Raw genomic sequence first — 21,497 nt, forward strand, 5'->3', positions numbered from 1 at the left:
TATGACTATATTTCGCTAATATTTTTATAGAGAAGAAATTATTTTTTGATTTTTTGTTTTCAGAACAATTAAATTAAATTGATAAAAAATTTTTTATTTTTTTTGCAAAAAATTTGATTGCAAAAATCAAAATCTAACACAACATTCGGAAATACTGTCGTGAGCAATAAGTTTAAAAATAAAAATTGATTTGATATCATGAAAAAATTTGTTGTTATTGTGATTGTCTGTTTGCTGATTTTTCCAATAATTGAAGGAAGAAAAGAGAGAAGCATTGAAAAAGGAAATGAAATAACATTCTCTGAGTTTAAAATTTATCTCAGCAATTATCCAGGAGGAAAAACTATTATAGAAAAATTGCAGGAGTATGGGCTCAATGAAAATAGTACAGGAGCAATAAAGCTTTTTTGTCTGATGATAACAAAGGGACATGGATATGCATTCCCGCCGAGCTATCAGTTTGCAGTTCTTTCATCAATAATCAGTATATGGTATTACACAGATGGCTATACCCACCTTTACACTCTTGCTGGGGAAGAAATTTATAATTTCAGCCAGATAGGTGTTGCTTTAATCTGGCCAATCGGCTTTTTCATCTCGCCGAGTTTAACAAAACAGCCGGGCGATATAATCGGCGCCGGCTCCGCAATAGTTGTTGTTATATTCCAAGTTTGAAACCAAAACCCTTTACCGTTGGCAAACCCTGATTTTTCCATTCAACAATTCCGCCGAGCATATTGTATATTTTCCCTTCAAAACCCACTTCTTCAAGCATTTTTCCCGCTATATAGCTTCTATTTCCACTTCTGCAGTATAATATTATTTCCTTTCCTTTAAAAATGGTTTTGAAAATATTCAGCAGATAGGGGCTTTCCATCCACTGCAGTGTAAATAGTAAAGGTTTATCGTAGATATGGGGAGTTGCTATCCTCTCACTGAAGTATTCATTGAAATATCTTACATCTACGGGATGCTGTATTCCATCTTCATCGCTATTGAGCATATCCCATGCTTGGCTGACAGTGATGTTAAAAATTTCAACTTTTCCGCTGGCATCTATTTTTTCGCTTTTTGTTTCATTTATATGAAAGTTTGCCAATATAAGAAATGCAACTAATATAGCTAACTTCTTCATGGTATTAAACAAAAAAGAATATAAAATTTTTCTGCAATATTCTTCGGGATATTTTTCATTGTTCTGCTGGATCAATTTTGCTAACCGTAAGCAATATAAAAAAAAAAACAGGATTACATATTGGTGATAAAAATGAAAGGAAAAATTGTTAGCTTATTAATAGCGATTTTATTGGCAATACCATTTATAAAAGGACAAAATGCTCAATATGAAAGCAGTGAGAATAGCGAACCATCTCTTGCAGAAGATATAGAAAATTTTACCTCGTCTAACCGTAGTTATCCAAAGACTCATGGAGACATAATATTTGAGACATGGGGGTATTATTCCGCTTTTAGCTGGCAAAGTAGACCATACTGCATTGTATATAGGGAATGGAAAAATTGTTGAAGCAGATCCCCATATGGAAAATTGGAGCAAAGTAGAAAACATTACATACAAACTTATGGCTTATATCTATTTTATAAATAATAAAACTCTTCCTCCAACTCTTCAAGAATTTGTTTATAGAATTCATAATGAATCATATAAGGGAAACACTAAATATGGAAATGTAGAAGAAGATGGTTTTGGAGATGTTTTTAAAGCAACTTTTTATTGCTATGGTGAAGTATGGAGAAATGGCGAACCAGCGTATAATACTACTAGAGACAAGGCAGTAGAATGGGCACAAAATAGATCAGTTGCTCAATGGCCATTAGTTAGAGATGGATTTGTTATTCCAAATAATACAAGACCATTTGATTATGTTTCTCCATGGATAGTAGATAGGAAGCAGTGCGATGAATTTACAGTAGAACAAGTTATGGCTGATTTATCTCTTGCAAAAACGCTTGACTATGGATACGGATGCAGTGAGTTAGTATGGGCAGCATGGTACCATGCAACAGATAAGGATATAGATCTCGATAATGATCCTACAACAGGATTTGTATGGCCATGGGAAATATATAATAGCCCCTATGTTAAAATTTATTATAACAGCACTGATAAGAGCACCAGCACCAATCTTAATCCTGATTTATCCAAGCCATTTGAACCAGTAAATCTAAAGATAATTTATTCAAGCCAAACAGTTTATGCATATAATGTGACCAGCATAGAAAAAATAAATGAAGGATACTACTTCAAAACATCAAATAATGAAACATACCCAATAGATGGCCTAATAGATTTAGAATTGCAGCAAAAATTTATAAATAAAATATGAATAGAAAAAACATGAAAAAAATATTAATTGCTTCAATTGCTTTAATTCTTCCATCAGTTATTTTATCTTCTTCTCTAAATATCAAGAATATAAACGATGATGAATGGAATGTAAAATTTGAATTACCTTCGATATATATAGATATGGATGTAATTAAATTAGAGGATGGATATATGATTCTTACTGGATCAGATATATGGCTTACTAAATTAGATAAAAGAGGAAATTTGATATGGGAAAAATGCGTTTCTTCAGGAAATCGTGAGCTTCCTGCCACGATAGTTGAATTGGAAGACGGATTTGCTATCGGAGGATATGCAGAAAGAGTAGATAATGACCTTTTCCTTATTAAAACAGATAAAAGCGGGGATTTATTATGGAGGAAAACATATGGAAAGAAAGGAGTTGCAGAATTTGGAGGAAGAGTTATAAAGGTAAGGGGAGGATTTTTATTAGTGGGTGAGCAAGCTGACATATTTTGGGTCTTAAAAGTAGATGAGGAAGGAAATGAAATATGGAATAGAACATTTTTTGAGAAAGGAAAAGAATGGGGAGAAGGATGCGATGCGCTTGAAATAGAAGATGGATATCTTCTATTGGGCCTATGCTATTCTAATGGCAGGATAGGTTTGGTTAAAGTAGATGAGAATGGAAATGAAATATGGAATAAAACATATTCCAGAGGAGCATATGAAGGAGATGCAACAATAATTAAGATAGAAGATGGCTACCTTATTGGAGGATGGGGAGAGCTAGGCTCGTTTTTATTAAAAATAGATAAGGAAGGAAATATAATATGGTATAACAATTATTTGGGAGGATCTATTTTCTTTAAAGATATTGGTGAAGTAGAAGATGGATATACTGCAGTTGGCTACTGGCAAATAAAAAATATTGGAGGATTTGATATATTGTTGCTAAAAGTGGATAAAGATACGGGATACCCTATATGGTATAAAAATTTTGGAGGAAGAGATGATGATTTTGGATATAGACTACTTATAGAGAATAAGAGTTATTTAATATTTGGACAATATGGAAAAAGAGGCCCTCAAAGAGGAAAGGGTGTAATGATAAAATGCGCTGATTATGCCCCTCCAGAAATAAACATTACAAGACCAAAAGAAAATTATCTTTATATTTTTGATAGAGAAATAATGCCATATGATTATACTTTTGTTATAGGAAAAATAACAATAGAAGCAGAGGTTTATAATCCATCAAATGCAATTATAAAAAGAATTGAATTTTATATTGATAGGATTAGAGAATATACCTATGAGCCAGTGAAAATTTTGTATTCACCTCCATATCAATGGACTGTTGATATTCCGCTTCATGGATGGATAACATTAACAGCTGGATTATATTATGGAGATGCTGAAGGAGTAGTTGGAGTCAGAAAAGATATGAGAATAATAAAGTTGATATAATTTTTTCCTCAAAATCAAAGGTTAAGTAGCTTCATTCTATCTAAAAGGATTATTATCTTCCCATATTTTCTGCATCATAGAGAAATATTCTTAATAATTTTTTCAGATGATCAATATCATTTCATTTCCTATCTCCTTACGAAATTTGCGGAAAATCTCTGCAAGGGTTTATAAATGGATAAAAAATTTATAAGCAATGTATAAGCTTCCAAAAGAAGAGGAAATAAGAAGAGCAATTTTCAATGCAATTAAAAAGGAGAAAGGCTTTAATTCATTAAAAGATTTCAGGAACAAAATTTTGAATGAATTGAAAAAAATTGATGAAAATTATAAAATAAGCACTGGAAGAGCAAGAAATATGATAGCCCGCTCGGGTTTTGTAAAAATATCAACAAAAAATAAAAAATCGAACAAAAAAATTTTAAAATGCCCTGTTTGCGGCGGGTCGGTTGAAAAAATAAAAAATTTGTCATTGCTTGGAGAAAAAATTGTTGTTGGATATAGATGCAAAATTTGCGGATATAAAGCCGGTAAAGGAGAAATGCCCTACAGATATGAATTTCATTTTACCAAATAATTATTTATATCAAATTTATTTTTCTTGTGCAGGGGTAGCCAAGCCAGGCCAACGGCGCAGGACTTAAGATCCTGTGGTGAAGTCCTTCGGGGGTTCAAATCCCTCCCCCTGCATTTTCGCTAAGTTTTTATATAACCAAAATTTTCTATCCGATGGAAAATATAGAGAAAGGCATTATAGTGGAGGTAGAGGATGTAAAACAGGCTATTGAGGTAGATAAGATTGCTCATGGAGTTTTTATCAGGAATTTTGATGTTGAAGTGATGGAGGAAATAAAAGAAGCTGTTTCAATTCCATTAATTGCAAGCTGTAGGGTCGGACACTTTATTGAGGCAAAAATTCTTGAAAAAATAGGAGTGGATATAATAGATGAAAGCGAGTCAGGTGATATGGAATATATAAAAAAGAAGGATTTTTCAATTCCTTTTATGTGTAAGATTAATAGCATAGAAGAGGCAGTTGATAGAATAGAGGAAGGAGCAAAAATACTGAGAACTGATTTTGGAGCCCTTGAAGATGTTTTATGGCTTATAAAAGAGGGAAAAGAAAAGAAATTGAAAGCTCTGCTTTTTGTCGCTCTTGAAATAGCATCTCCCGCCGATGTTGCCTTTCTTTTTCAGACGGGAGCGGATGCAATTATTGTTTCATCAAATGTATTTCGCTCTCCTAATCCACCAAAACTCATTGATAGCATAGTGAGCGCATCCTTGAACTACAATAATATAGAAAAAATAGTTGAATTGAGCAGAAAAATTAAAAAAATTCTGCCTTCTGAAGCGAAACAAATATAAAGATGTTTTTAATTATTGTATTGGAGGCTGAAAAATGAAAGGAAAAGCGAAAATAGCGGTAGGAATTGTGGTGTTATTAGCAATATCTGCGATAAGCTTTGGAATAACAATGCAAACCCAACAGAGCAAACCAATAACAAAATTGCAGGAAAAAATAAAGACAACAGATATATCTGGAAATGAAAAAGTAGAGGGCTACCTTCTTGACAGCTACATAAGAGATGATAGCGAAGAAACCCTTTTGCTTGCTGAAGGAGATGATGCTGGTTATAATGTTGATACAGGAAACGAATTCAAGAGAGCATTGCCAATATATCCTGGAGAGGTTAGAGATTTAGCACCTGGGAGAAAATTCAGCGGGCAACTCGAGCCAGGGAGGGATAATGAGGATTGGTATTCCTTCTCTGTATGTGAAAAACAGAAGATAAAGGTTACACTTAACCCAACTTCAAATTTTGACTTACAGCTTTCAAAACCGGATGGAAGCGCTGTTGCAACTTCTGCAAATGCAGGGAATGCTGCTGAAAGCATTGAATTTACTGCAGATACCACTGGGTTATGGGGAATTCGCATATATGCAGGGAGTGGGGCAAGCGCTGGCGGTTATACATTTGATGTTAAAATAGAAGGGCAGAATGACGCTGGCACGGGCAAGGATGCGGGAAACAGCATTTCTCAGGCAACAAAAATAACTCCTGGCACATATAATGGCTATATGGATATGAATGACTGGGAGGACTGGTATAGCTTTGATGTAAGTGCTGGACAGGGAATAAAAGTTGAAATAAGTCCGATGCAGAAATCAGATTTTGATATACATTTATATGACCCAAGTGGAAATTGGGTTTATAGCGCTCAATATTATGGAGATGATACTCTTGAATATCCCGTGGATAAAAGCGGAACATGGTATATAAAAATAGATATGTTCCCAGGATGGGATAAAAGCAAATGGCCAGAAAATTACTTCCTATATGGCTCTGGAGTATATAAATTAACATTGACTGTTGGAGTAAGCGCATCTCCTCCACCTGGTCCCATACCACAGCCAGAGATAATTCCTGTTGCGCAAACTTTTGTTGTGAATGATGATCCAAATAGTAATAAAGATGAGTATGCATATATAGCTGCGATACCAGCTGCAAACTATGTTAAAGATGGAAAGAGATATGTTTCTCCAATAGTTTATAGAGGAGTAAATAAGCAAACTCACTGGTTTGGAACAGTTGATGATACAACTCAATACTTACTTGATGATTGGAATACATATCTTGCAAGACATGGAATGACAGCAACAGAATATGTATTGAATGCGGATCCAGTTAAGGCAGCGGCTGAAATAGCAACAACAAAATGGACAAGTTCAAGCACAGCAGTTATTGCGGTTGATGGAAGCGAATTTGAGGATGAGGTTAATACAGTAGTTGATAAGGATGCAACACTTGTGGTTAAAACAAAGCAAATAACTGCTCCAAAGGGAAGTTCAAAACTTAAGGATCTGGGAGGAAAGCAGGCATTGCCAATGTTCCTTGACAAAAGCTGGGGAGTTATGACTGTTTATACTCATGGCAGTGATTCGCCAGCTGTAGGGGTAATAACCCCAAGATATGAACCAGGAACAGAAGAGGACTGGCCACATCCATATGACGCAAGAGGAGATAATACAAATATATACTTCCCTGTTTCAGTTCCTGGATTATGGATTCCATATGTTGGGTCAAATTCTGGTGACTGGACACTTGAAGTAACTGTTTATAGTGGGGATAGATATACAATACCAATTTCAACAACAGATTGCAGTATAAAGGTTACAGTAACCACCGATAGCCCAAGCTATTTAGAAGTATTCCTCGTTGACCCATATGCAAATATAAGAGATCCTTCTGTGCCACACTGGAATGGAGGACCAATAAATCCAATCCATACATGGAATGCCGGGCACTGGCCAGGCATAGGATTTGAGCAATGGCGCAGGTGGGAGCCAACATACAGCACCGAGCATACCGTGGAAGCCCATTATCCGATGACAGGTAAATGGACAGCAATTGTTGCTCCTCACTATCCATATGGCCAGGAGAAGACAAGCGATTCAATACCATATCATATAAAGATAGAAATTAGGCAGCACAATCCAAAGAGAGTTAATGCTGGCTTATCTGCTGCGAATGCTGCTGTGATTGCGTCACTGAAGCATGCGCCCTTGTTATATGTAAAAGAAGATAGCATACCAACAGAAACAACAGACGCATTAACAAAACTTGGTGTATCAAACATAATATTCGTAAATATTGGGGAGGTTAGCTCAGTTAGCCTACCAGGAAGTGTTACAGAATATAAAACGCTGAAAGAAGTAGTTGATGCAATAAAGAAAGATGAAAAATCGGAGAATTTCATAACAATTACTTCATTTGGCACACTAAATGGCTACTTTGCTCCAGCGGGAATGATTGCAGCATATCATGGCTCACCTGTTTTGAGCATCGGCGAGGCAGCAGAAGCATATGATATCCTTGATAAGGCAACAACCTGGCGCACATATGGCGGTGGCTGGTATCACGGCTGCAGAGCCCAAGGCCATCTGCCATCGATGAGCGAGCCATTTGATTGGTCTGACTTCCTGAAAGATTTGTTAGGAGGAAACATTCCAAGTCCTGGCTTTGATTTGGAGAAGAGATGGTTTACCGCAATACATGATGGAATATACAACCTGACAGCAGATTATGGTCTGGATTTACCAGGAAAGGAAGCTTATCTATTTGTTGCGGATAGAGAAGATGACATACGCCATCTTGTAATAGTTGCAATGACAGGAAACAATTCATATGCTGGACAAATAATATTTGATACACCAGCAATGCAAACAGCACTAATATGCAGAGATATACTATATCCAGCAATAATTTATGCAAATCCAGGAAGAGATGTGACAACTTCTCAATTAATGAACTTCCCAGATGGAAATACATGGAGAACAAATGATGGAAAATCATACTCAGTATTTTCATCCCGTGAGTTAAAGAAATCTTTCAGCTCACATGGAAGATTCTATGAAGGACACTGCTTATGGGAAAATCTACTTGAAAGATACAATACAGGAGCAAGTGTTTGCTATTATTCTGGCCATGGAACAGGAGGAAGCGGAATTTCAGCACAGCCTCGCAATTGGGCTGAAGACTTTCCGCTTGCAGAGCCAAGATATGAGCATTTGAAGGATTTCACATGGTGGGACGGATGGCGTGGATACATGTATGATGATACCCAGACAAAGGATCCAAGATGGGGAGGATTTACATGGTATAATCCAAAAGAACCAAATCTCTATGACATAATTCACTTCAAGTGGGTTGACCAGCTATTCCAGAACTTGCACAGTGAAATAGATTTGTGGATGTCATGCACAACTGGCCAGCATTTTGGTCCAGATATATACCTTGAGCATGGAGCAGCACTATGGTATGGAAATGCTGGCACTGGATTATGCCCACAGGAAGACTTGCTTGATGACTGGTGGATACATGATTTCATGGTTGAAGGAAAACCAATAGGAGAAGCATTATCTACATACATATATCTGCATCAGCGCGACTATACAACAGGTGATGACTTCGCAATGTATGGATCTTCATCCTTACAAGTTACAAATGTTCAGGTAATATTCGGTGACCCAACTCTTATATGCTACAGCCCAGAATGGGTTGAACCAACACCAGTAGCGCCATAATCTTTTCCCCTTTCTTTTATTATTTTTTCTGGAGCATTTGCTATTTTTATTAATGCTTTTGCTTCCATAAAATGCATTTTTCCAGGAACAATTATTGAATGAGGTGGCTTGCCAAAATCTTCATTTATTAAGTCCTTTATTTTTCCCGCTCTTGCAATTGCATCTTGCGATGAGATTCTTGCAATAACAACAATTAAAGAATTTTCATCAATAATTTTTTCCTTCTTTATTCTTTCCATTTCAAGAATTATTTCCATTGCCTCATTTACTCTCATGCCAATATCAAGCAGTAACAATGAATGCAATCCCGCCTTAATGTTTTCCACGAGATTTTCATATGGAGAGAGAGGGAAATAACCCTTGGATGGCTTAGCTATGCTTATTACCCTTCCAAACTTGTAAGCCTGCAAACCAGCAAAGCTTGCAGAAGCAGATATAATGCTAACTCCATGAATAATTTTTGTCTCAATTCCTTCTTCAATTGCCCTTATCCTAAGTTCAACATGTGTTGTCGCCTCCATGGGGTCGCCTGGCACAAGAAAAGCGACGCGATGCTTTTTTGCTTCCTCTATTAAAATTCTTCCATCTTCTACTTCCTGCCTGCTCAAAACATGAACTTTTTTTCCTATGAGTGCTTCTATTTTTTCTATTTCAACGCCCATTTTGCTTGTATAAAATTCTGCGAAAATTTTGTCGCATTTTCTTGCTTCTTCAAGCCCTTTCAATGTTATGTCCTTTTCATCCCATAATCCCAAGCCAATGAAAGAAAGCATAAATGTATATATTGAGGGATTTATATATGTGAAGCATATTTGTATTGGAGTTCCAAAAAATAAAGCTGAAGAGATAAGGAAAAAGCTTATTGAAAAAAATTTAATTTCAAAGGAATTTAAAGTTATAAGAGATGAAAGATATGTTTATTTTCCAGTCAGAGAAGAAATTGAAATTGAAAATTGCATTATATGCGAAAAAGATTTTGAGTATATAAAAAGAGAGAGTTATAAAGATATTTTGGCTTCAAAAGGAATAAGAAGTCCTCTTTCAATTGATATAATAGGGGATATAGCAATTTTAAGGGGAGATGAAGAAAATTTGAAAGAGATTGCTGATGCAATAATTTCATCAAATAAGCATATTAAATCTGTTTTTTATGACAGAGGGGTTTATGATGAATGCAGGCTTAGAGATATTGAATTTGTTGCAGGAGAAAGAAGAACAGAAACAATTCATAATGAATATGGAATAAAAATCAAGCTTGATATATCAAAGGTTTATTTCTCCCCTCGCCTTGCAAATGAAAGAATGAGAATTGCAAAAATGGTTAGAGAAAATGAGATAGTAATTGATATGTTTGCTGGCGTTGCTCCTTTTAGCTTATTGATAGCAAAATTTTCTAAGGCGGAAAAAATTTTTGCAATAGATAAAAATACGCATGCAGTGAAATATGCAAGGGAAAATATTCTTTTAAATAAAATAAAAAATATCGAGATAATTGAAGGAGATGCAAGGCATGTTTTGCCATCCCTGCCATTTGCTGACCATATAATAATGAATCTTCCTCATAAAAGCTTTGAGTTTTTGCCCCTTGCAGTTGAGAAAGGAAAAATACTACACTTTTATGAAATAATCGAAAGAAAAAAAGTTGAGGAAAGGATTGAAGAAATAAAAGAAAAAATAAGGCAAGAAGGTTATGATGCTGAAATTAAGAATATCCGCATTATAGGAAATTACTCACCTTCAAAATATAAAGTTGGGATGGAGTTATTCATAAAAAAATTTTAAGTTGTCAATCGCTTTGGAAACAAGTTTAACACATTCTTCAAAGTCATTCATACTAATCATTTCCACTCCAGAATGCATATATCTTGTCGGCACGCTCACAACCCCGCACGGAATTCCTTCCTTAGTTAAATGGATGGCTGTTGCATCTGTTGTGCCGCCGTCGCTAACTTCAAGCTGATATTTTATCCCTTCCTTTTTTGCCGTCTCTTCAAGCCATCTTAGCACGCGCTTCTGCACAATCAAACCGCGCCCGCCAGCATCAACAACAGTTATTACCGCTCCTCCATCTACTTTTATGCTTTTTTCCTTTTCGTCCAGGCCAGGGTAATCTTTTGCATTTGCTACCTCGCAAACTATCGCAACAGAGGGGGAAACTCTATAAGCAGAGGTTTTAGCTCCTTTAAGCCCTACTTCTTCCTGAACTGTTCCTACTGCGTATATTTTTGAATTGCTTTTTATTCTTTTAACAGCTTCAATCATCATCGCTAATCCTATTCTATCATCAATTGCTTTTCCAGTTATTCTGCTGTTTATTAATTCCTTCATTTCAACATCAAGTGTAATTGGGCTTCCAATTTTTATTCCTTCCTTTTCCACTTCCTCCCTGCTTTTTGCTCCCATATCTATAAACATGTCTTCAGCCAAAATTGCCTTCTTTTTTTCCTCTTCCTTCATTAAATGAGGGGGCTTGCAGCCAATTACTCCATACCTTTTCCCTTTTTCTCCATGAATTACAACTCTTCTGTTTATCAAACTCTGGTCAAACCAGCCTCCAATTTTTAAAAATTTTATGAAGCCATCTTCACTTATGCTTTTTACCATCAATCCAATTTCATCCATATGGGCTGCAAGCATTATGCTGGGCTCTTCTCCATCCCTGAAAGCAATTATATTTCCTAAATTATCTACTTCTATTCTGTCAACAAAATTTTCCAATTCACTTTTAACAATTTCCCTTATCTCATCTTCATATCCAGAAATGCCGTGAGCATTACACAGTTTTTTTATAAGCTCGTTCATGAGGCATATTTTTTAAGAATATTTAAAATTTGCATTGATTTAATAACATATACTCTTCTTTCTTCTGACCAGTTGCTTAAATAACCATTTTCATCCTGAGCAATAACTTTTATTTTATAAATTCCAGGTTTATCCCAAAAATGAATTGTTTTAATTTTACTTCCTGATTCATAAAATTTTGTCCATTCATCAACTTTATCATCATTATTCCAGTCCCATCCATATCTTATTTTATCCCCATCAAAATCTCTTGAAATTGTTTCATAAAGATATTCTCTTCCTGTTATTGCAAAAATTCTTCCAGATGGTTTCTCTGGCTTATCTGGCCCATAATTTATCTTTTTTGCATATTTTAAATCAAGATTGCTTCTGTCAATATAGCTTATGTGAGGATAACCTTTTGAGTCAATTGCAATTGATGGATATGCTCCAACATCCCCCTCTTCATCAACTTTCTCTATATGCCATTCACCATCAAAATATGCGTATTTTAAGTCCCATCCCTTCCATCCAAAATATGCAACATGAATTCTTCCAAAATCATCTATTGCAATTGATGCGCCCTTTGAATTATAAAATCCTATTAAATCAGGGTCAATAATTTCTATTCTCCATTTTCTTCCATCAAAATATGCGTGTTTTAAAAACCAGGCATCATCTCTTGAGATATCGTAATAGCATATATGTGGGTTTGAATTTTTATCTATTGTAATTGAAGTTGATTCCCATATTATTGCATTTTTGTCAATCTCTTCTATAATCCATTTACCATCTTTTAAAAAAGCATAAAATAGTTTTCCTCTAACACTTCCATAGCTTATATGAGGATTTTCGTTTGAATCGACAGCAATTGAAGAATAAATTCCAGCAGAATAATCAACAACCTCCGTGCTTTTTTCCTCTCCATAAATTCTTGCATAATTCAAATTGTCGTTTTTTTCATCGTAATAGGTTATATGCACAGCATCTTCTGATATAGCAATTGATGGATATTTTCCCACACCTCCAGAATCAAGCACATCAATCTTCCATGAACCATCCTTTTTTGCATATTTAAGATTTTCATTTGTTGCATCATAATAAACCAGATGAAGGCATCCGTTTGAATCAACAGCAATTGAAGAATACGCCCCAACATCAGCGGATGCATCAACAATTTCTATACCCCACTTTCTATCAACAAAGGATGCAACCTTTAAATTTTTGCTTTCAATATCATAATAAGAAATAAAAACCTCATCTTTGTAGATACATATGCTCGTATCCATTCCTATATCTCCCTGCATATCAATTGTTTCTATTTCCCATCCTTTCCCATCGCTCCCGCCACCAGAAAACCAGGGAGGCGCAAGAACAAGAAAAGTTATTAAAATTGGGATAAATTTCATGAAAATAAAACATACCCGATATATAAGCTATTGCAAAAAATTTTAAAACATCCTTTGTTTTTACATCAAGCGGGCGTGATCTAGCTGGTTAGGATATGAGCCTTCCAAGCTCAATGCCCGGGTTCGAATCCCGGCGCCCGCATTTAATATCCATCTGAGTAAAAAACATCTGGATAGCTGTATTTATCCAGCCATGTGTCGCCTGGAAGTATTTTTACTTTTCTTCCCTCTATAATTAATCTTTTCTTCTCAAATAAATCTATGCTTCTTGGCAAGATTTGATGCTCAATTTTTAAAATTCTTTCTGCGAGTATATCTCTTGTGTCATTATCTCTTACTTTTATTGCAGCTTGCAAAATTATTGGGCCGTGATCTGGCAATTCATCCATGAAATGGGTTGTGCATCCAGCTATTTTAACTCCATAATCCAAAGCTTGCTTCTGGGCATCTATTCCCTTGAAGGAAGGAAGCAGGGAAGGATGTATATTTATTATTTTATATTTCCATTTATTGATAAACCACGGCGAAAGAACACGCATATATCCAGCGCCAACAACAAGCCCAACATTTTTTTCTTCAAGTATGGTATTGATTTCTTTTTCGTGCTTCTCCTTGTCCTTTGCATCAATATATATTGCATCTATTCCATTTTTTCTTGCTCTTTCAAGAGCAAAAGCATGCTCATTATCACTTATCACAATTTCCACCCTTGCATTTATCATTTTTTTATTACACGCATCTATTATCGCTTGAAGATTTGTTCCTCTTCCAGAAGCAAGTACAGCCAGCGGAAGCATGAAAATAAAACAAAATAAATTTTAAATATCTTTGTATTTCAATTCAATGAAATTTGATTTGAAATGTAGCATAACCCTCAGCAGGGAAATAAAAAAAGAAGAGCTAACTTCTTTCTTCAACAGCATATCAATTGATGCAGAAATGGAATGGGAGACAAAGGAAAATAAAATCTTTCTGAGAATAATTTCAGAAAAGAGGAGGAGTCATGAGTGGGCTTTGAGAATAGCAAAAAAGCTTGAAGAATTCCTTGGAAAAATGAAAATTGGAATAAGGGATTTGCATCTTGATAGATATGAAATTGAATTTGAATTAGATAAGGAGCCGTTAAAGAGCGTATCAATTCCATTTGCTGATGTTGAAATAAAAGATAAAAAAGCAAAATTGATTATTTTGGATAAAGAGGAGGAATTTTTAAGGGAAAATTACGCTGACAGGATAATAAAAAGAATAAAGGAAAAGGTGGATGCACAATATTATGAGGGAAAGAAGGAATACTGGAATCTAATATGGCAGAGCAGGGAAAAAAGAGAAATATGGAATAAAGATCCTTCCGAAGAAATGCTTAGGTTAGGATGGATAAAATTGATGGGAAAAGGAAAATGGTTTTATTTTCCACCTGCGGCGGCAATCATGCGGGCGATGGAAAGGATTGCAATAAATGAAGTAATTGTCCCTCTTGGTTTTTTGGAGATAATCCAGCCGATGCATGTTTCATTTGATACATGGATAAGAACAGGGCATCTTGAAGGTATGCCAGGGGAGATATATTATATAAGCGAGCCAAAGAGCAGGGAGCAGGGAGAATGGGAAAAATTTGTTGATTTACTAAAAATAAAGAGGAAGGTGGATGAAAACGAGTTGCTTAAAAATTTAAAAGCTCCTAAGGAAGGGGTATGCTATGCCCAGTGCCCAAATATTTATGCTTCCATGGCTGGAAAAACAATTGCTGAGGAAAGCTTGCCATTACTTATATTTGACCACTCCACTCCCTCTGACAGATACGAGGCTGGTGGAAAGCATGGCATTGAAAGAGTTGATGAATTCCATAGGATAGAGATTGTATATATTGGAACAAAAGAACAGCTTCTTGAAGTTAGAGAAAAACTCGTAGAAAAATACAGGTATGTATTCGACAGAGTACTTGATTTGGAGTGGAGAATGGCAAGAGTAACCCCTTTTTACTTACAACAGGCGGGCATAACTGCGAGCGAGGAGGATGAAATAAAGGGGACGATAGATTTTGAGGCATATTTGCCTTATAGAGGAGGCAGAGACAAGGACTGGCTTGAAATTCAGAATGTTTCCATAGTTGGAGAAAAATATGTAAAAGCATTCAATATAAAAGCACAGAAAAGTGAGCTATGGAGTGGTTGCTCTGGCATTGGTCTCGAAAGATGGACAGTTGCATTTCTTGCCCAAAAAGGAATTGATGCAGAGAAATGGCCAAATGGATTTAGAAAATATCTTCCAAATTTGCCGGAAATGCCAAAGTTTCTTTAGTTTAATTAAAATTTAACTGAATTAAATTTTTATTTAAAAAAATTATTTTATTTTCTGCATTTATATTTTTCAATGCTAGAGGCCAAAGATATCAAAAGGAAAGTCGATGGTATATTAAAAAATTATTTACCAGAAAAAATATTAATTCCTCCAGAAAGAGCAGTTTATGAACCACAGAGCATGTATGATATGCCTAAAGAGAAGGCTGATGATTATAGATTTAATGCAATAAAATATGTTTTTAAGCATCACTACGAAAATAATAAATTTTATAGAAGCCTTTGCAAGGAAAAAAATGTAACGCCAGATGATATAAAAAATATTGAAGATTTTAAAAAAATACCATTAATTACTCATAAATTCTTCAAAGATTACCCTAACGGGAGAGAATTTGCAATATGGCTCGCAAATTTAATGTCAAGCGAGGTTCCGAAAGTGGTTATAAAGGGCAAAAATCCTTCATATGATGATGTAATTGAAGCATTTCAAGAAGCGGGCGTGACAGTTTGCTACAGCAGTGGAACAACTGGAAAATTTACATTTATTCCAAGAGATGAAAAAACATATAGGATGGGACAATATGCAATTGCAAGATGTGCAACAGAGATGCTAAGCAGTTGGTATGAATATGATGCAGGTGCTTATCTATTATTCCCCAATCCAAAGAAAACAAATATTTATGTAGGGAAAGTAACAAATGTGCTATTTGATTTGATTAAAGATGTTAGGGTTGCAATAGATAGAAAAATAACAACTCAACTCCTTAGAATATCCATGGGAGTAGCTTTTACTTTTAAAGAAAAAATGATGAGTAAGTTAGCAAGAAAAGCGAGTAAAAAAATGAATAAAAAAATGGTTGAAGAGATAATTTCTTGGGCTGAAGAAAAAAATAGGGAAAAAGCAAGGATTGGATTTGTCGGCGCCCCATTTATTCTTCACATGGTAATGGAAGAAATGATTGAAAGAGGGGAAAGTTTTGATTTCGGGGAAAATGGGGCGGTTCTCACTGGAGGCGGATGGAAAATATATGAAGATAAGAGAATGCCTGTTAAAGATTTCAGGGAAAGGGTGGAGCATCTTTTTGGCATCCCTCAAGAAAACTGCGTTGATTTATATGGAATGGTTGAAGCAAATGCTTTCATGGTTCATTGCCCCGAAGCTCATTATTTGCATATACCCAACACTTATATTCATCCAATGGTTTTAGATGAAAATGGTGAAGAAGTAGGATATGGTGAGGAGGGAAGATTTGCATTTCTTGATGGGCTTGCATTAAGCTATCCCGGCTTCATGGTAACTGGTGATAAAGTTAAAATACATGAAACATGCCCGGCATGCGGGCGAAATAGCCCGGTGCTTGAGCCAGAAATAGAAAGAATAAAGGGAGAGGAAATAAGAGGATGTGCTGAAGAAATGAGAAAATTGATGTTTGAGTAATATGTTAAGCTGGATAGAAAAAGGATATATAATGCCATGGAGAATGTTCAAAAATGTAGTCCGCACAATGCCCGCTCTTTTAATAACAATGGCAAAACATCCGCGCCTTGTAATACAGCAGCATAAGGGAGAAAAAGTCACCTGGTTTAAAAACAAGCCAAGTTATGAGATACCAGAGTATAGGGAAGGAATGAAATTCTGCAATTCGAATGAAAGATATCTCCGCCCCACTCATTTTTGTAACAGCCGTGCGAAAGAAATAATTGCAATGGCAAACAATCTTGGAGCTTTCCAAAAAGATGATTGGGAATATGCGGAAAGCGTGTTCAATTTTGTAAAAAGGAATATAAAACTCAGCTTTGTTCCAATGACGGATGTTGTTGAAACACTTAAAAATGGCTGTGGAACATGCGTTCATCAGCTTTCCCTTTTTGCCGCCCTGTGCAGGGCGGGCGGGCTGAAGGCGAGATACCATTTATATACACTTGCGCTGATAGAGCCGATGTATAAGGCGATGGTTGAAGTCTCGCCAATTGTTAAGGGATGGTATGATGCTTTTGGAACTTTTATGCTTCATGGAACTGCGCAGGTTATGATTGATGGCAAATGGGTGGTAGCGGATCCAACATTTACTCCAGAAGATGAGGCAGCGATGGGAATTCCCCTTGCAAGGCTTGGAGATGAGCCAACCGGGATATGGAATTATCCAGTGAAGGATACGGAAGTTTATTTGGAAGGCTTACCTTATGGGGTTGGCATCGGCTGGGATTTCTTTGTTAAAATTCTTGGTCCAAAGGAAGCGCAGAAGGTAAATGAAAGTCTGGAAAGAGAAAGGAGGAGGGGAGAAAAGATATTAAAAGAGATGGGAGAAGAGAATTATGACAGAATGATAAGAGAAAAATATAAGGCAAAGATACCAAAAATAACCCTTGAAAAATGTCCAAATATAGTATTTAAATGAAATTTTTGTGCGATGAAATGCTCGGAAGGCTTGCGAAATGGCTGCGTGTAATGGGTTATGATGTTTTATATTTAAAAAATGTTGAGGACGAAAAAATAGTTGAAAATGCAATAAAAGAAGATAGAATTCTGCTTACAAGAGATAAAAAACTTGCAAAAAAATTCAAAAATTCTCTTTACATAGAGGAGAAAGATTTGGATGGCCAGATAAGGAAAGTAGTTGAGGCATTTGAAATAACTAAAAATGAAGAAAATTTTCTTTCTAGATGTATAATCTGCAATGTTGAAATAGAAGAAATTGAAAAGGAAAAGGTAAAGGGAAAAGTTCCAGAAAATGTTTTTGAAAATTTTGAAGAATTCTGGATATGCAAGAAATGCGGGCGCATCTACTGGGCGGGCACACACTGGAAAAACATGAAGGAAAAGATGGAGAAAATTAAGTAAAATATTGCATCCTTTCATTTGAAAAACTTAAATTAAGTTTTTTGTTTCATGTTATGATTCAAAATTTTAATCCAGTAATGCAGGCATTTATTGCGGGTTGCTTCACATGGGGCTTGACCGCACTTGGGGCATTGATTGTTTTTGTTGTAAAGGAAATGAATAGAAAATTAATGAAAAGCATGCTTGGATTTGCTGCGGGTGTAATGATTTCCGCAAGCTTTTGGTCATTGCTTGCACCTTCTGTTGAAATGATGGAAGGAAAAAATTTTCAATGGTTTCCTCCTTTATCTGGTTTCTTGATCGGGAGCATATTTCTCTTGGCTATTGATAAAATTCTTCCCCATCTTCATCTGGGTTTGGAGATAGATGAAGCAGAGGGTATAAAAACAAGCTGGCATAAAACAACATTGCTTATTCTTGCAATAACTCTACATAATATTCCTGAGGGGCTTGCAATTGGTGTTGCTTTCGGAGCAATTTCGCAGGGAGCACCTTTTTCAGGAGCAGTTACCTTAGCAATTGGCATTGGATTGCAGAATTTTCCAGAAGGAATGGCAGTTTCTATGCCATTGAAAGGGGAGGGATTTTCTTCTCTCAGAAGTTTCTGGTATGGACAGCTTTCCGCAGTTGTTGAGCCAATTTTTGCAGTTTTGGGAGCATTCGCAGTTTTTATTTTCAAATCAATTCTCCCCTATGCACTTGCTTTTGCTGCGGGAGCAATGATTTTTGTTGTTATTGAAGAAATTATTCCAGAATCGCAGAGAGATGGAAGTGCTGATATTGCTACAATTTCTGCTCTGCTTGGATTTGCTATCATGATGTTTCTGGATGTTGCATTTGGCTGAAATCACTCACTCCATCCAACATTTCCTTGCCATTCGTATGTCTCATTTAATGAAGGCCAGTAAAATTTTATTTGCGCATAATAACTTTTTCCAAATTCAGGGGCAATATAATCTGGATAAAAACTCCTTGCAATAAATTCCTTAAGAATGGCTGTTTTTACCTCGCTTCCCTCCTGATATAATGGTTCAACAATCGATGGCCCGTTTTCAATTGGTCCTATTCCCATTTCAAGCCTTTCCTGCGGAGGAAAATATATGTCGCATCTGGGCGCTCCCTTCTCCTTGCCAACCCATTTTACCTTCATGTTAAGAAGAACTGTGTTATAGTCTTCTGTTTCACTGAAAAATACGCTCAGCACTTCAAATCCTTCTGCTGTTTCTTTTTCCACCTCTTTTTCACTTTTTAAACAGCCCATTAATGCAAGGAAGATAAACAGGCATATGATTTTTTTCATAGATTTAAATAAATCAAATTATTAAACTTTTACTCATTTCTTTTGGCTTTTCCAATCCCATTATTTCAAGAATTGTTGGTGCTATATTTCCAAGGACTCCTTCCCTTAATTTTAAATCCATTCCAGCAACAATAAATGGAACAGGATTTTTTGTATGAGATGTCTTGATTTCATTTCCATTAAACATTTCTTCAGCATTTCCATGGTCAGCTGTTATTATTGCAATTCCTTTTCTCCTCAGCGCCGCATCAACTATTTTTCCAATGCATTCATCTACTACTTCAATTGCTTTTAATGTTGCCTGCCAGCAGCCAGTATGGCCTACCATATCTGGATTTGCATAATTTATAACAATCAAATCATATTTTTTTTCTATGCTCTTTAATGCAACCTCTGTTATTTCATAAGCACTCATCTCTGGCTTCATATCATATGTTGCAACTTTTGGGGAAGGAACAAGAATTCTTTCCTCCCCTTTGAATGGCTCCTCCCTTCCTCCATTAAAAAAATAGGTAACATGGGCATATTTTTCTGTTTCAGCAATCCTGATTTGCTTTAACCCATTTAAGGAAATTATCTCCCCAAGCGTATTTCTTATATTTTCTGTTTCAAAAGCAAAAGGAACAGTAAAAGATGCATCATATCTTGTGAGGGTTACAAAATGAACTTTTAATGGCGGGCGTGGAAATGCATTAAAATCATTTTTTGTAAAAGCCTCAGTTAGTTGCCTAGCTCTGTCAGCACGAAAATTAAAGAAGATTACAACATCTCCATTTCTTATTCTTCCTTCCTCATCTATTACTGTTGGGCTTATAAATTCATCTGTTTCTCCTTGCATGTATGCTATTCTTATTCCTTCTTCGGCATCTTTTGCTTTTCTTCTCCTCCCCTTAACAAGCATGTCATATGCCTTTTTTATTCTATCCCATCTTTTGTCACGGTCCATTGCAAAATATCTACCAATTAAGCTTGCTATCTTGCCAACACCAATTTCACATATTTTATCTTCTAATTGCTTTATATAACCCATCGCACTCTTTGGAGGTGTATCTCTTCCATCCAGAAAACAGTGTATAAATACTTCCTTTACTTGCTTTATTTTTGCCATTTCAAGAAGGGCGTATAAATGCTCCATCATTGAATGCACTCCTCCATCCCCTATTAAACCAATTAAATGAAGTCTGCTATTCTTTGCTTTTTCCATCGCTTCATTCAAAACCCTGTTTTCAAAAAAACTTCCATCTTTTATGCTTCTAAGAATTTTAAGCGACTCTTGCTCAACTATTCTTCCCGCCCCTATATTTATATGCCCCACTTCAGAATTTCCAGCAAGCCAAGATGGCAAGCCAACGCTTTCGCCACTTGCCCCAAGCAATGTTTTAGAAAAATTTTTCCAATATCTGGCAAAATTTGGCTTTCTTGCATAATAAATTGCATTCCCTATTTTCCTGTTGCTATGACCCCATCCATCAAGTATGGCGAGCAAAATCATTCTTTTCTTTATACTTTACATAAATAAAAATTTTGGGAGGGCAAAACCTTTATATAAAAAAATTTTATTTAAGACTATGAGGAGAAAAACATGCAGTATTGTTGTAGTATTGCTATTAACTATTTCTCCTTTTATTTCAACAATTTCTAATGCAAAAATTATTTCTGGAGATGAAGATGTTTCTCAAGAAGATACAAGTGGTGGATTTGTTAAAATATATGGTTACAAAAGTTTTGCCCAATCGTTTACTCCGCCTATTAAAGGAAAGATAGTAAGTGTTTCAATATATGTTGGAAAAAAGACATTTTCTTATGAAAATTCAAATAATGAAAATAACAATGTAGATAGTAATAAAAATTCAGTTAATGAAAATAATTTAAGGATTAATTCAGATAATTCTATTTTAAATAAAATTCGTATCCTTGGCAAATCTTCTCTTAAAGATATAATCTCTCTACTCATTTCAAAAATCCTAGGTAAAAATAAGAAAAGCGAAGGATACAGTAGCT

General features: G+C 35.6%; 21 protein-coding genes and 2 tRNA genes. 16 read left to right on the forward strand and 7 right to left on the reverse strand.

Annotated elements, in window-relative coordinates:
- Nucleotides 1-198: 198 nt before the first annotated feature.
- A complete protein-coding gene (locus H5T45_04590) occupies nucleotides 199-675 on the forward strand; it encodes a hypothetical protein (protein ID MBC7128993.1) in 477 nt (158 codons plus the stop codon).
- Here H5T45_04590 and H5T45_04595 read toward each other — a convergent pair.
- The gene (locus H5T45_04595; protein ID MBC7128994.1) at nucleotides 659-1,135 is read right to left on the reverse strand and encodes a rhodanese-like domain-containing protein; all 477 of its coding nucleotides are present in this window, start codon (nucleotides 1,133-1,135) and stop codon (nucleotides 659-661) included. The genes H5T45_04590 and H5T45_04595 overlap by 17 nt on opposite strands.
- A 132-nt stretch (nucleotides 1,136-1,267) precedes the next feature.
- On the opposite strand from H5T45_04595, the gene H5T45_04600 reads away from it, so the two are divergent.
- The 7 genes from H5T45_04600 (at nucleotide 1,268) to H5T45_04630 (ending at nucleotide 8,867) form a co-directional block, all read left to right on the forward strand.
- A complete protein-coding gene (locus H5T45_04600; protein MBC7128995.1) occupies nucleotides 1,268-1,525 on the forward strand; it encodes a hypothetical protein in 258 nt (85 codons plus the stop codon).
- A gap of 13 nt (nucleotides 1,526-1,538) precedes the next feature.
- Complete coding sequence (locus H5T45_04605) at nucleotides 1,539-2,345, forward strand: hypothetical protein (GenBank protein MBC7128996.1); 807 nt, start codon at nucleotides 1,539-1,541, stop codon at nucleotides 2,343-2,345.
- An 11-nt stretch (nucleotides 2,346-2,356) separates the two neighbouring features.
- Entirely contained in the window at nucleotides 2,357-3,778 is a 1,422-nt protein-coding gene (locus H5T45_04610; protein ID MBC7128997.1) for an Ig-like domain-containing protein, read from the forward strand.
- 196 nt (nucleotides 3,779-3,974) lie between these two features.
- Entirely contained in the window at nucleotides 3,975-4,355 is a 381-nt protein-coding gene (locus H5T45_04615) for a hypothetical protein (GenBank protein MBC7128998.1), read from the forward strand.
- Nucleotides 4,356-4,383: 28 nt separating this feature from the next.
- Nucleotides 4,384-4,468, forward strand: a tRNA-Leu gene (locus tag H5T45_04620).
- 39 nt (nucleotides 4,469-4,507) lie between these two features.
- On the forward strand, nucleotides 4,508-5,146 hold the full coding sequence (locus H5T45_04625) for a hypothetical protein (GenBank protein ID MBC7128999.1): 639 nt from the start codon (nucleotides 4,508-4,510) through the stop codon (nucleotides 5,144-5,146).
- Between the two features lie 34 nt (nucleotides 5,147-5,180).
- On the forward strand, nucleotides 5,181-8,867 hold the full coding sequence (locus H5T45_04630) for a PPC domain-containing protein (GenBank protein ID MBC7129000.1): 3,687 nt from the start codon (nucleotides 5,181-5,183) through the stop codon (nucleotides 8,865-8,867).
- Here H5T45_04630 and H5T45_04635 read toward each other — a convergent pair.
- Nucleotides 8,825-9,640, reverse strand: a complete 816-nt coding sequence (locus H5T45_04635) for a diphthine synthase (GenBank protein MBC7129001.1) — start codon at nucleotides 9,638-9,640, stop codon at nucleotides 8,825-8,827. The genes H5T45_04630 and H5T45_04635 overlap by 43 nt on opposite strands.
- Between H5T45_04635 and H5T45_04640 the strand changes: the two genes are divergently transcribed.
- Nucleotides 9,627-10,649 (forward strand): class I SAM-dependent methyltransferase family protein, encoded by a 1,023-nt coding sequence (locus H5T45_04640; protein ID MBC7129002.1) that lies wholly within the window; start codon nucleotides 9,627-9,629, stop codon nucleotides 10,647-10,649. The genes H5T45_04635 and H5T45_04640 overlap by 14 nt on opposite strands.
- On the opposite strand, the gene H5T45_04645 is transcribed toward H5T45_04640, so the two are convergent.
- Nucleotides 10,629-11,669 carry a M42 family metallopeptidase gene (locus H5T45_04645; protein ID MBC7129003.1) on the reverse strand — a complete coding sequence of 347 codons (1,041 nt, stop codon included), beginning with the start codon at nucleotides 11,667-11,669 and terminating at the stop codon, nucleotides 10,629-10,631. The genes H5T45_04640 and H5T45_04645 overlap by 21 nt on opposite strands.
- On the reverse strand, nucleotides 11,666-13,057 hold the full coding sequence (locus H5T45_04650) for a hypothetical protein (GenBank protein MBC7129004.1): 1,392 nt from the start codon (nucleotides 13,055-13,057) through the stop codon (nucleotides 11,666-11,668). Before H5T45_04650 ends, H5T45_04645 begins: the two co-directional genes overlap by 4 nt.
- A gap of 69 nt (nucleotides 13,058-13,126) precedes the next feature.
- On the opposite strand from H5T45_04650, the gene H5T45_04655 reads away from it, so the two are divergent.
- Nucleotides 13,127-13,199, forward strand: a tRNA-Gly gene (locus H5T45_04655).
- Between the two features lies 1 nt (nucleotide 13,200).
- On the opposite strand, the gene H5T45_04660 is transcribed toward H5T45_04655, so the two are convergent.
- Nucleotides 13,201-13,854, reverse strand: a complete 654-nt coding sequence (locus H5T45_04660) for a phosphoribosylglycinamide formyltransferase (GenBank protein ID MBC7129005.1) — start codon at nucleotides 13,852-13,854, stop codon at nucleotides 13,201-13,203.
- A 46-nt stretch (nucleotides 13,855-13,900) separates the two neighbouring features.
- Between H5T45_04660 and H5T45_04665 the strand changes: the two genes are divergently transcribed.
- The 5 genes from H5T45_04665 to H5T45_04685 all read left to right on the forward strand — a co-directional run bounded on the left by H5T45_04665 (nucleotide 13,901) and on the right by H5T45_04685 (nucleotide 19,041).
- On the forward strand, nucleotides 13,901-15,355 hold the full coding sequence (locus tag H5T45_04665; GenBank protein ID MBC7129006.1) for a serine--tRNA ligase: 1,455 nt from the start codon (nucleotides 13,901-13,903) through the stop codon (nucleotides 15,353-15,355).
- A 72-nt stretch (nucleotides 15,356-15,427) separates the two neighbouring features.
- Complete coding sequence (locus H5T45_04670; GenBank protein ID MBC7129007.1) at nucleotides 15,428-16,792, forward strand: hypothetical protein; 1,365 nt, start codon at nucleotides 15,428-15,430, stop codon at nucleotides 16,790-16,792.
- Between the two features lies 1 nt (nucleotide 16,793).
- Entirely contained in the window at nucleotides 16,794-17,753 is a 960-nt protein-coding gene (locus H5T45_04675; protein ID MBC7129008.1) for a transglutaminase family protein, read from the forward strand.
- Entirely contained in the window at nucleotides 17,750-18,196 is a 447-nt protein-coding gene (locus tag H5T45_04680; protein ID MBC7129009.1) for a Mut7-C RNAse domain-containing protein, read from the forward strand. Before H5T45_04675 ends, H5T45_04680 begins: the two co-directional genes overlap by 4 nt.
- 53 nt (nucleotides 18,197-18,249) lie before the next feature.
- Complete coding sequence (locus H5T45_04685) at nucleotides 18,250-19,041, forward strand: ZIP family metal transporter (GenBank protein ID MBC7129010.1); 792 nt, start codon at nucleotides 18,250-18,252, stop codon at nucleotides 19,039-19,041.
- Between the two features lie 2 nt (nucleotides 19,042-19,043).
- Here H5T45_04685 and H5T45_04690 read toward each other — a convergent pair whose 3' ends face one another.
- Together H5T45_04690 and H5T45_04695 are read right to left on the reverse strand one after the other, a co-directional pair.
- Nucleotides 19,044-19,496, reverse strand: a complete 453-nt coding sequence (locus tag H5T45_04690) for a hypothetical protein (protein MBC7129011.1) — start codon at nucleotides 19,494-19,496, stop codon at nucleotides 19,044-19,046.
- Nucleotides 19,497-19,509: 13 nt separating this feature from the next.
- Nucleotides 19,510-20,988 (reverse strand): 2,3-bisphosphoglycerate-independent phosphoglycerate mutase, encoded by a 1,479-nt coding sequence (locus H5T45_04695; GenBank protein ID MBC7129012.1) that lies wholly within the window; start codon nucleotides 20,986-20,988, stop codon nucleotides 19,510-19,512.
- Nucleotides 20,989-21,064: 76 nt separating this feature from the next.
- On the opposite strand from H5T45_04695, the gene H5T45_04700 reads away from it, so the two are divergent.
- The coding region (locus H5T45_04700; protein MBC7129013.1) for a hypothetical protein at nucleotides 21,065-21,497 on the forward strand (433 nt) is incomplete at its 3' end.

The organism is Thermoplasmatales archaeon, assembly GCA_014361245.1.
GTDB lineage: Archaea > Thermoplasmatota > E2 > UBA202 > JdFR-43 > JACIWB01.

Excerpts from the sequence above, each read along its gene's own strand:
- H5T45_04640 (MBC7129002.1), top strand. The coding sequence starts at position 9,627 with ATGAAAGAAAGCATAAATGTATATATTGAGGGATTTATATATGTGAAG.
- H5T45_04645 (MBC7129003.1), bottom strand. The coding sequence starts at position 11,669 with ATGAACGAGCTTATAAAAAAACTGTGTAATGCTCACGGCATTTCTGGA.
- H5T45_04650 (MBC7129004.1), bottom strand. The coding sequence starts at position 13,057 with ATGAAATTTATCCCAATTTTAATAACTTTTCTTGTTCTTGCGCCTCCC.
- H5T45_04670 (MBC7129007.1), top strand. The coding sequence starts at position 15,428 with ATGCTAGAGGCCAAAGATATCAAAAGGAAAGTCGATGGTATATTAAAA.
- H5T45_04690 (MBC7129011.1), bottom strand. The coding sequence starts at position 19,496 with ATGAAAAAAATCATATGCCTGTTTATCTTCCTTGCATTAATGGGCTGT.
- H5T45_04665 (MBC7129006.1), top strand. The coding sequence starts at position 13,901 with ATGAAATTTGATTTGAAATGTAGCATAACCCTCAGCAGGGAAATAAAA.
- H5T45_04625 (MBC7128999.1), top strand. The coding sequence starts at position 4,508 with ATGGAAAATATAGAGAAAGGCATTATAGTGGAGGTAGAGGATGTAAAA.
- H5T45_04595 (MBC7128994.1), bottom strand. The coding sequence starts at position 1,135 with ATGAAGAAGTTAGCTATATTAGTTGCATTTCTTATATTGGCAAACTTT.
- H5T45_04600 (MBC7128995.1), top strand. The coding sequence starts at position 1,268 with ATGAAAGGAAAAATTGTTAGCTTATTAATAGCGATTTTATTGGCAATA.
- H5T45_04615 (MBC7128998.1), top strand. The coding sequence starts at position 3,975 with ATGTATAAGCTTCCAAAAGAAGAGGAAATAAGAAGAGCAATTTTCAAT.
- H5T45_04660 (MBC7129005.1), bottom strand. The coding sequence starts at position 13,854 with ATGCTTCCGCTGGCTGTACTTGCTTCTGGAAGAGGAACAAATCTTCAA.
- H5T45_04635 (MBC7129001.1), bottom strand. The coding sequence starts at position 9,640 with ATGCTTTCTTTCATTGGCTTGGGATTATGGGATGAAAAGGACATAACA.
- H5T45_04680 (MBC7129009.1), top strand. The coding sequence starts at position 17,750 with ATGAAATTTTTGTGCGATGAAATGCTCGGAAGGCTTGCGAAATGGCTG.
- H5T45_04590 (MBC7128993.1), top strand. The coding sequence starts at position 199 with ATGAAAAAATTTGTTGTTATTGTGATTGTCTGTTTGCTGATTTTTCCA.
- H5T45_04605 (MBC7128996.1), top strand. The coding sequence starts at position 1,539 with ATGGAAAATTGGAGCAAAGTAGAAAACATTACATACAAACTTATGGCT.
- H5T45_04630 (MBC7129000.1), top strand. The coding sequence starts at position 5,181 with ATGAAAGGAAAAGCGAAAATAGCGGTAGGAATTGTGGTGTTATTAGCA.
- H5T45_04675 (MBC7129008.1), top strand. The coding sequence starts at position 16,794 with ATGTTAAGCTGGATAGAAAAAGGATATATAATGCCATGGAGAATGTTC.
- H5T45_04610 (MBC7128997.1), top strand. The coding sequence starts at position 2,357 with ATGAAAAAAATATTAATTGCTTCAATTGCTTTAATTCTTCCATCAGTT.
- H5T45_04685 (MBC7129010.1), top strand. The coding sequence starts at position 18,250 with ATGATTCAAAATTTTAATCCAGTAATGCAGGCATTTATTGCGGGTTGC.
- H5T45_04695 (MBC7129012.1), bottom strand. The coding sequence starts at position 20,988 with ATGATTTTGCTCGCCATACTTGATGGATGGGGTCATAGCAACAGGAAA.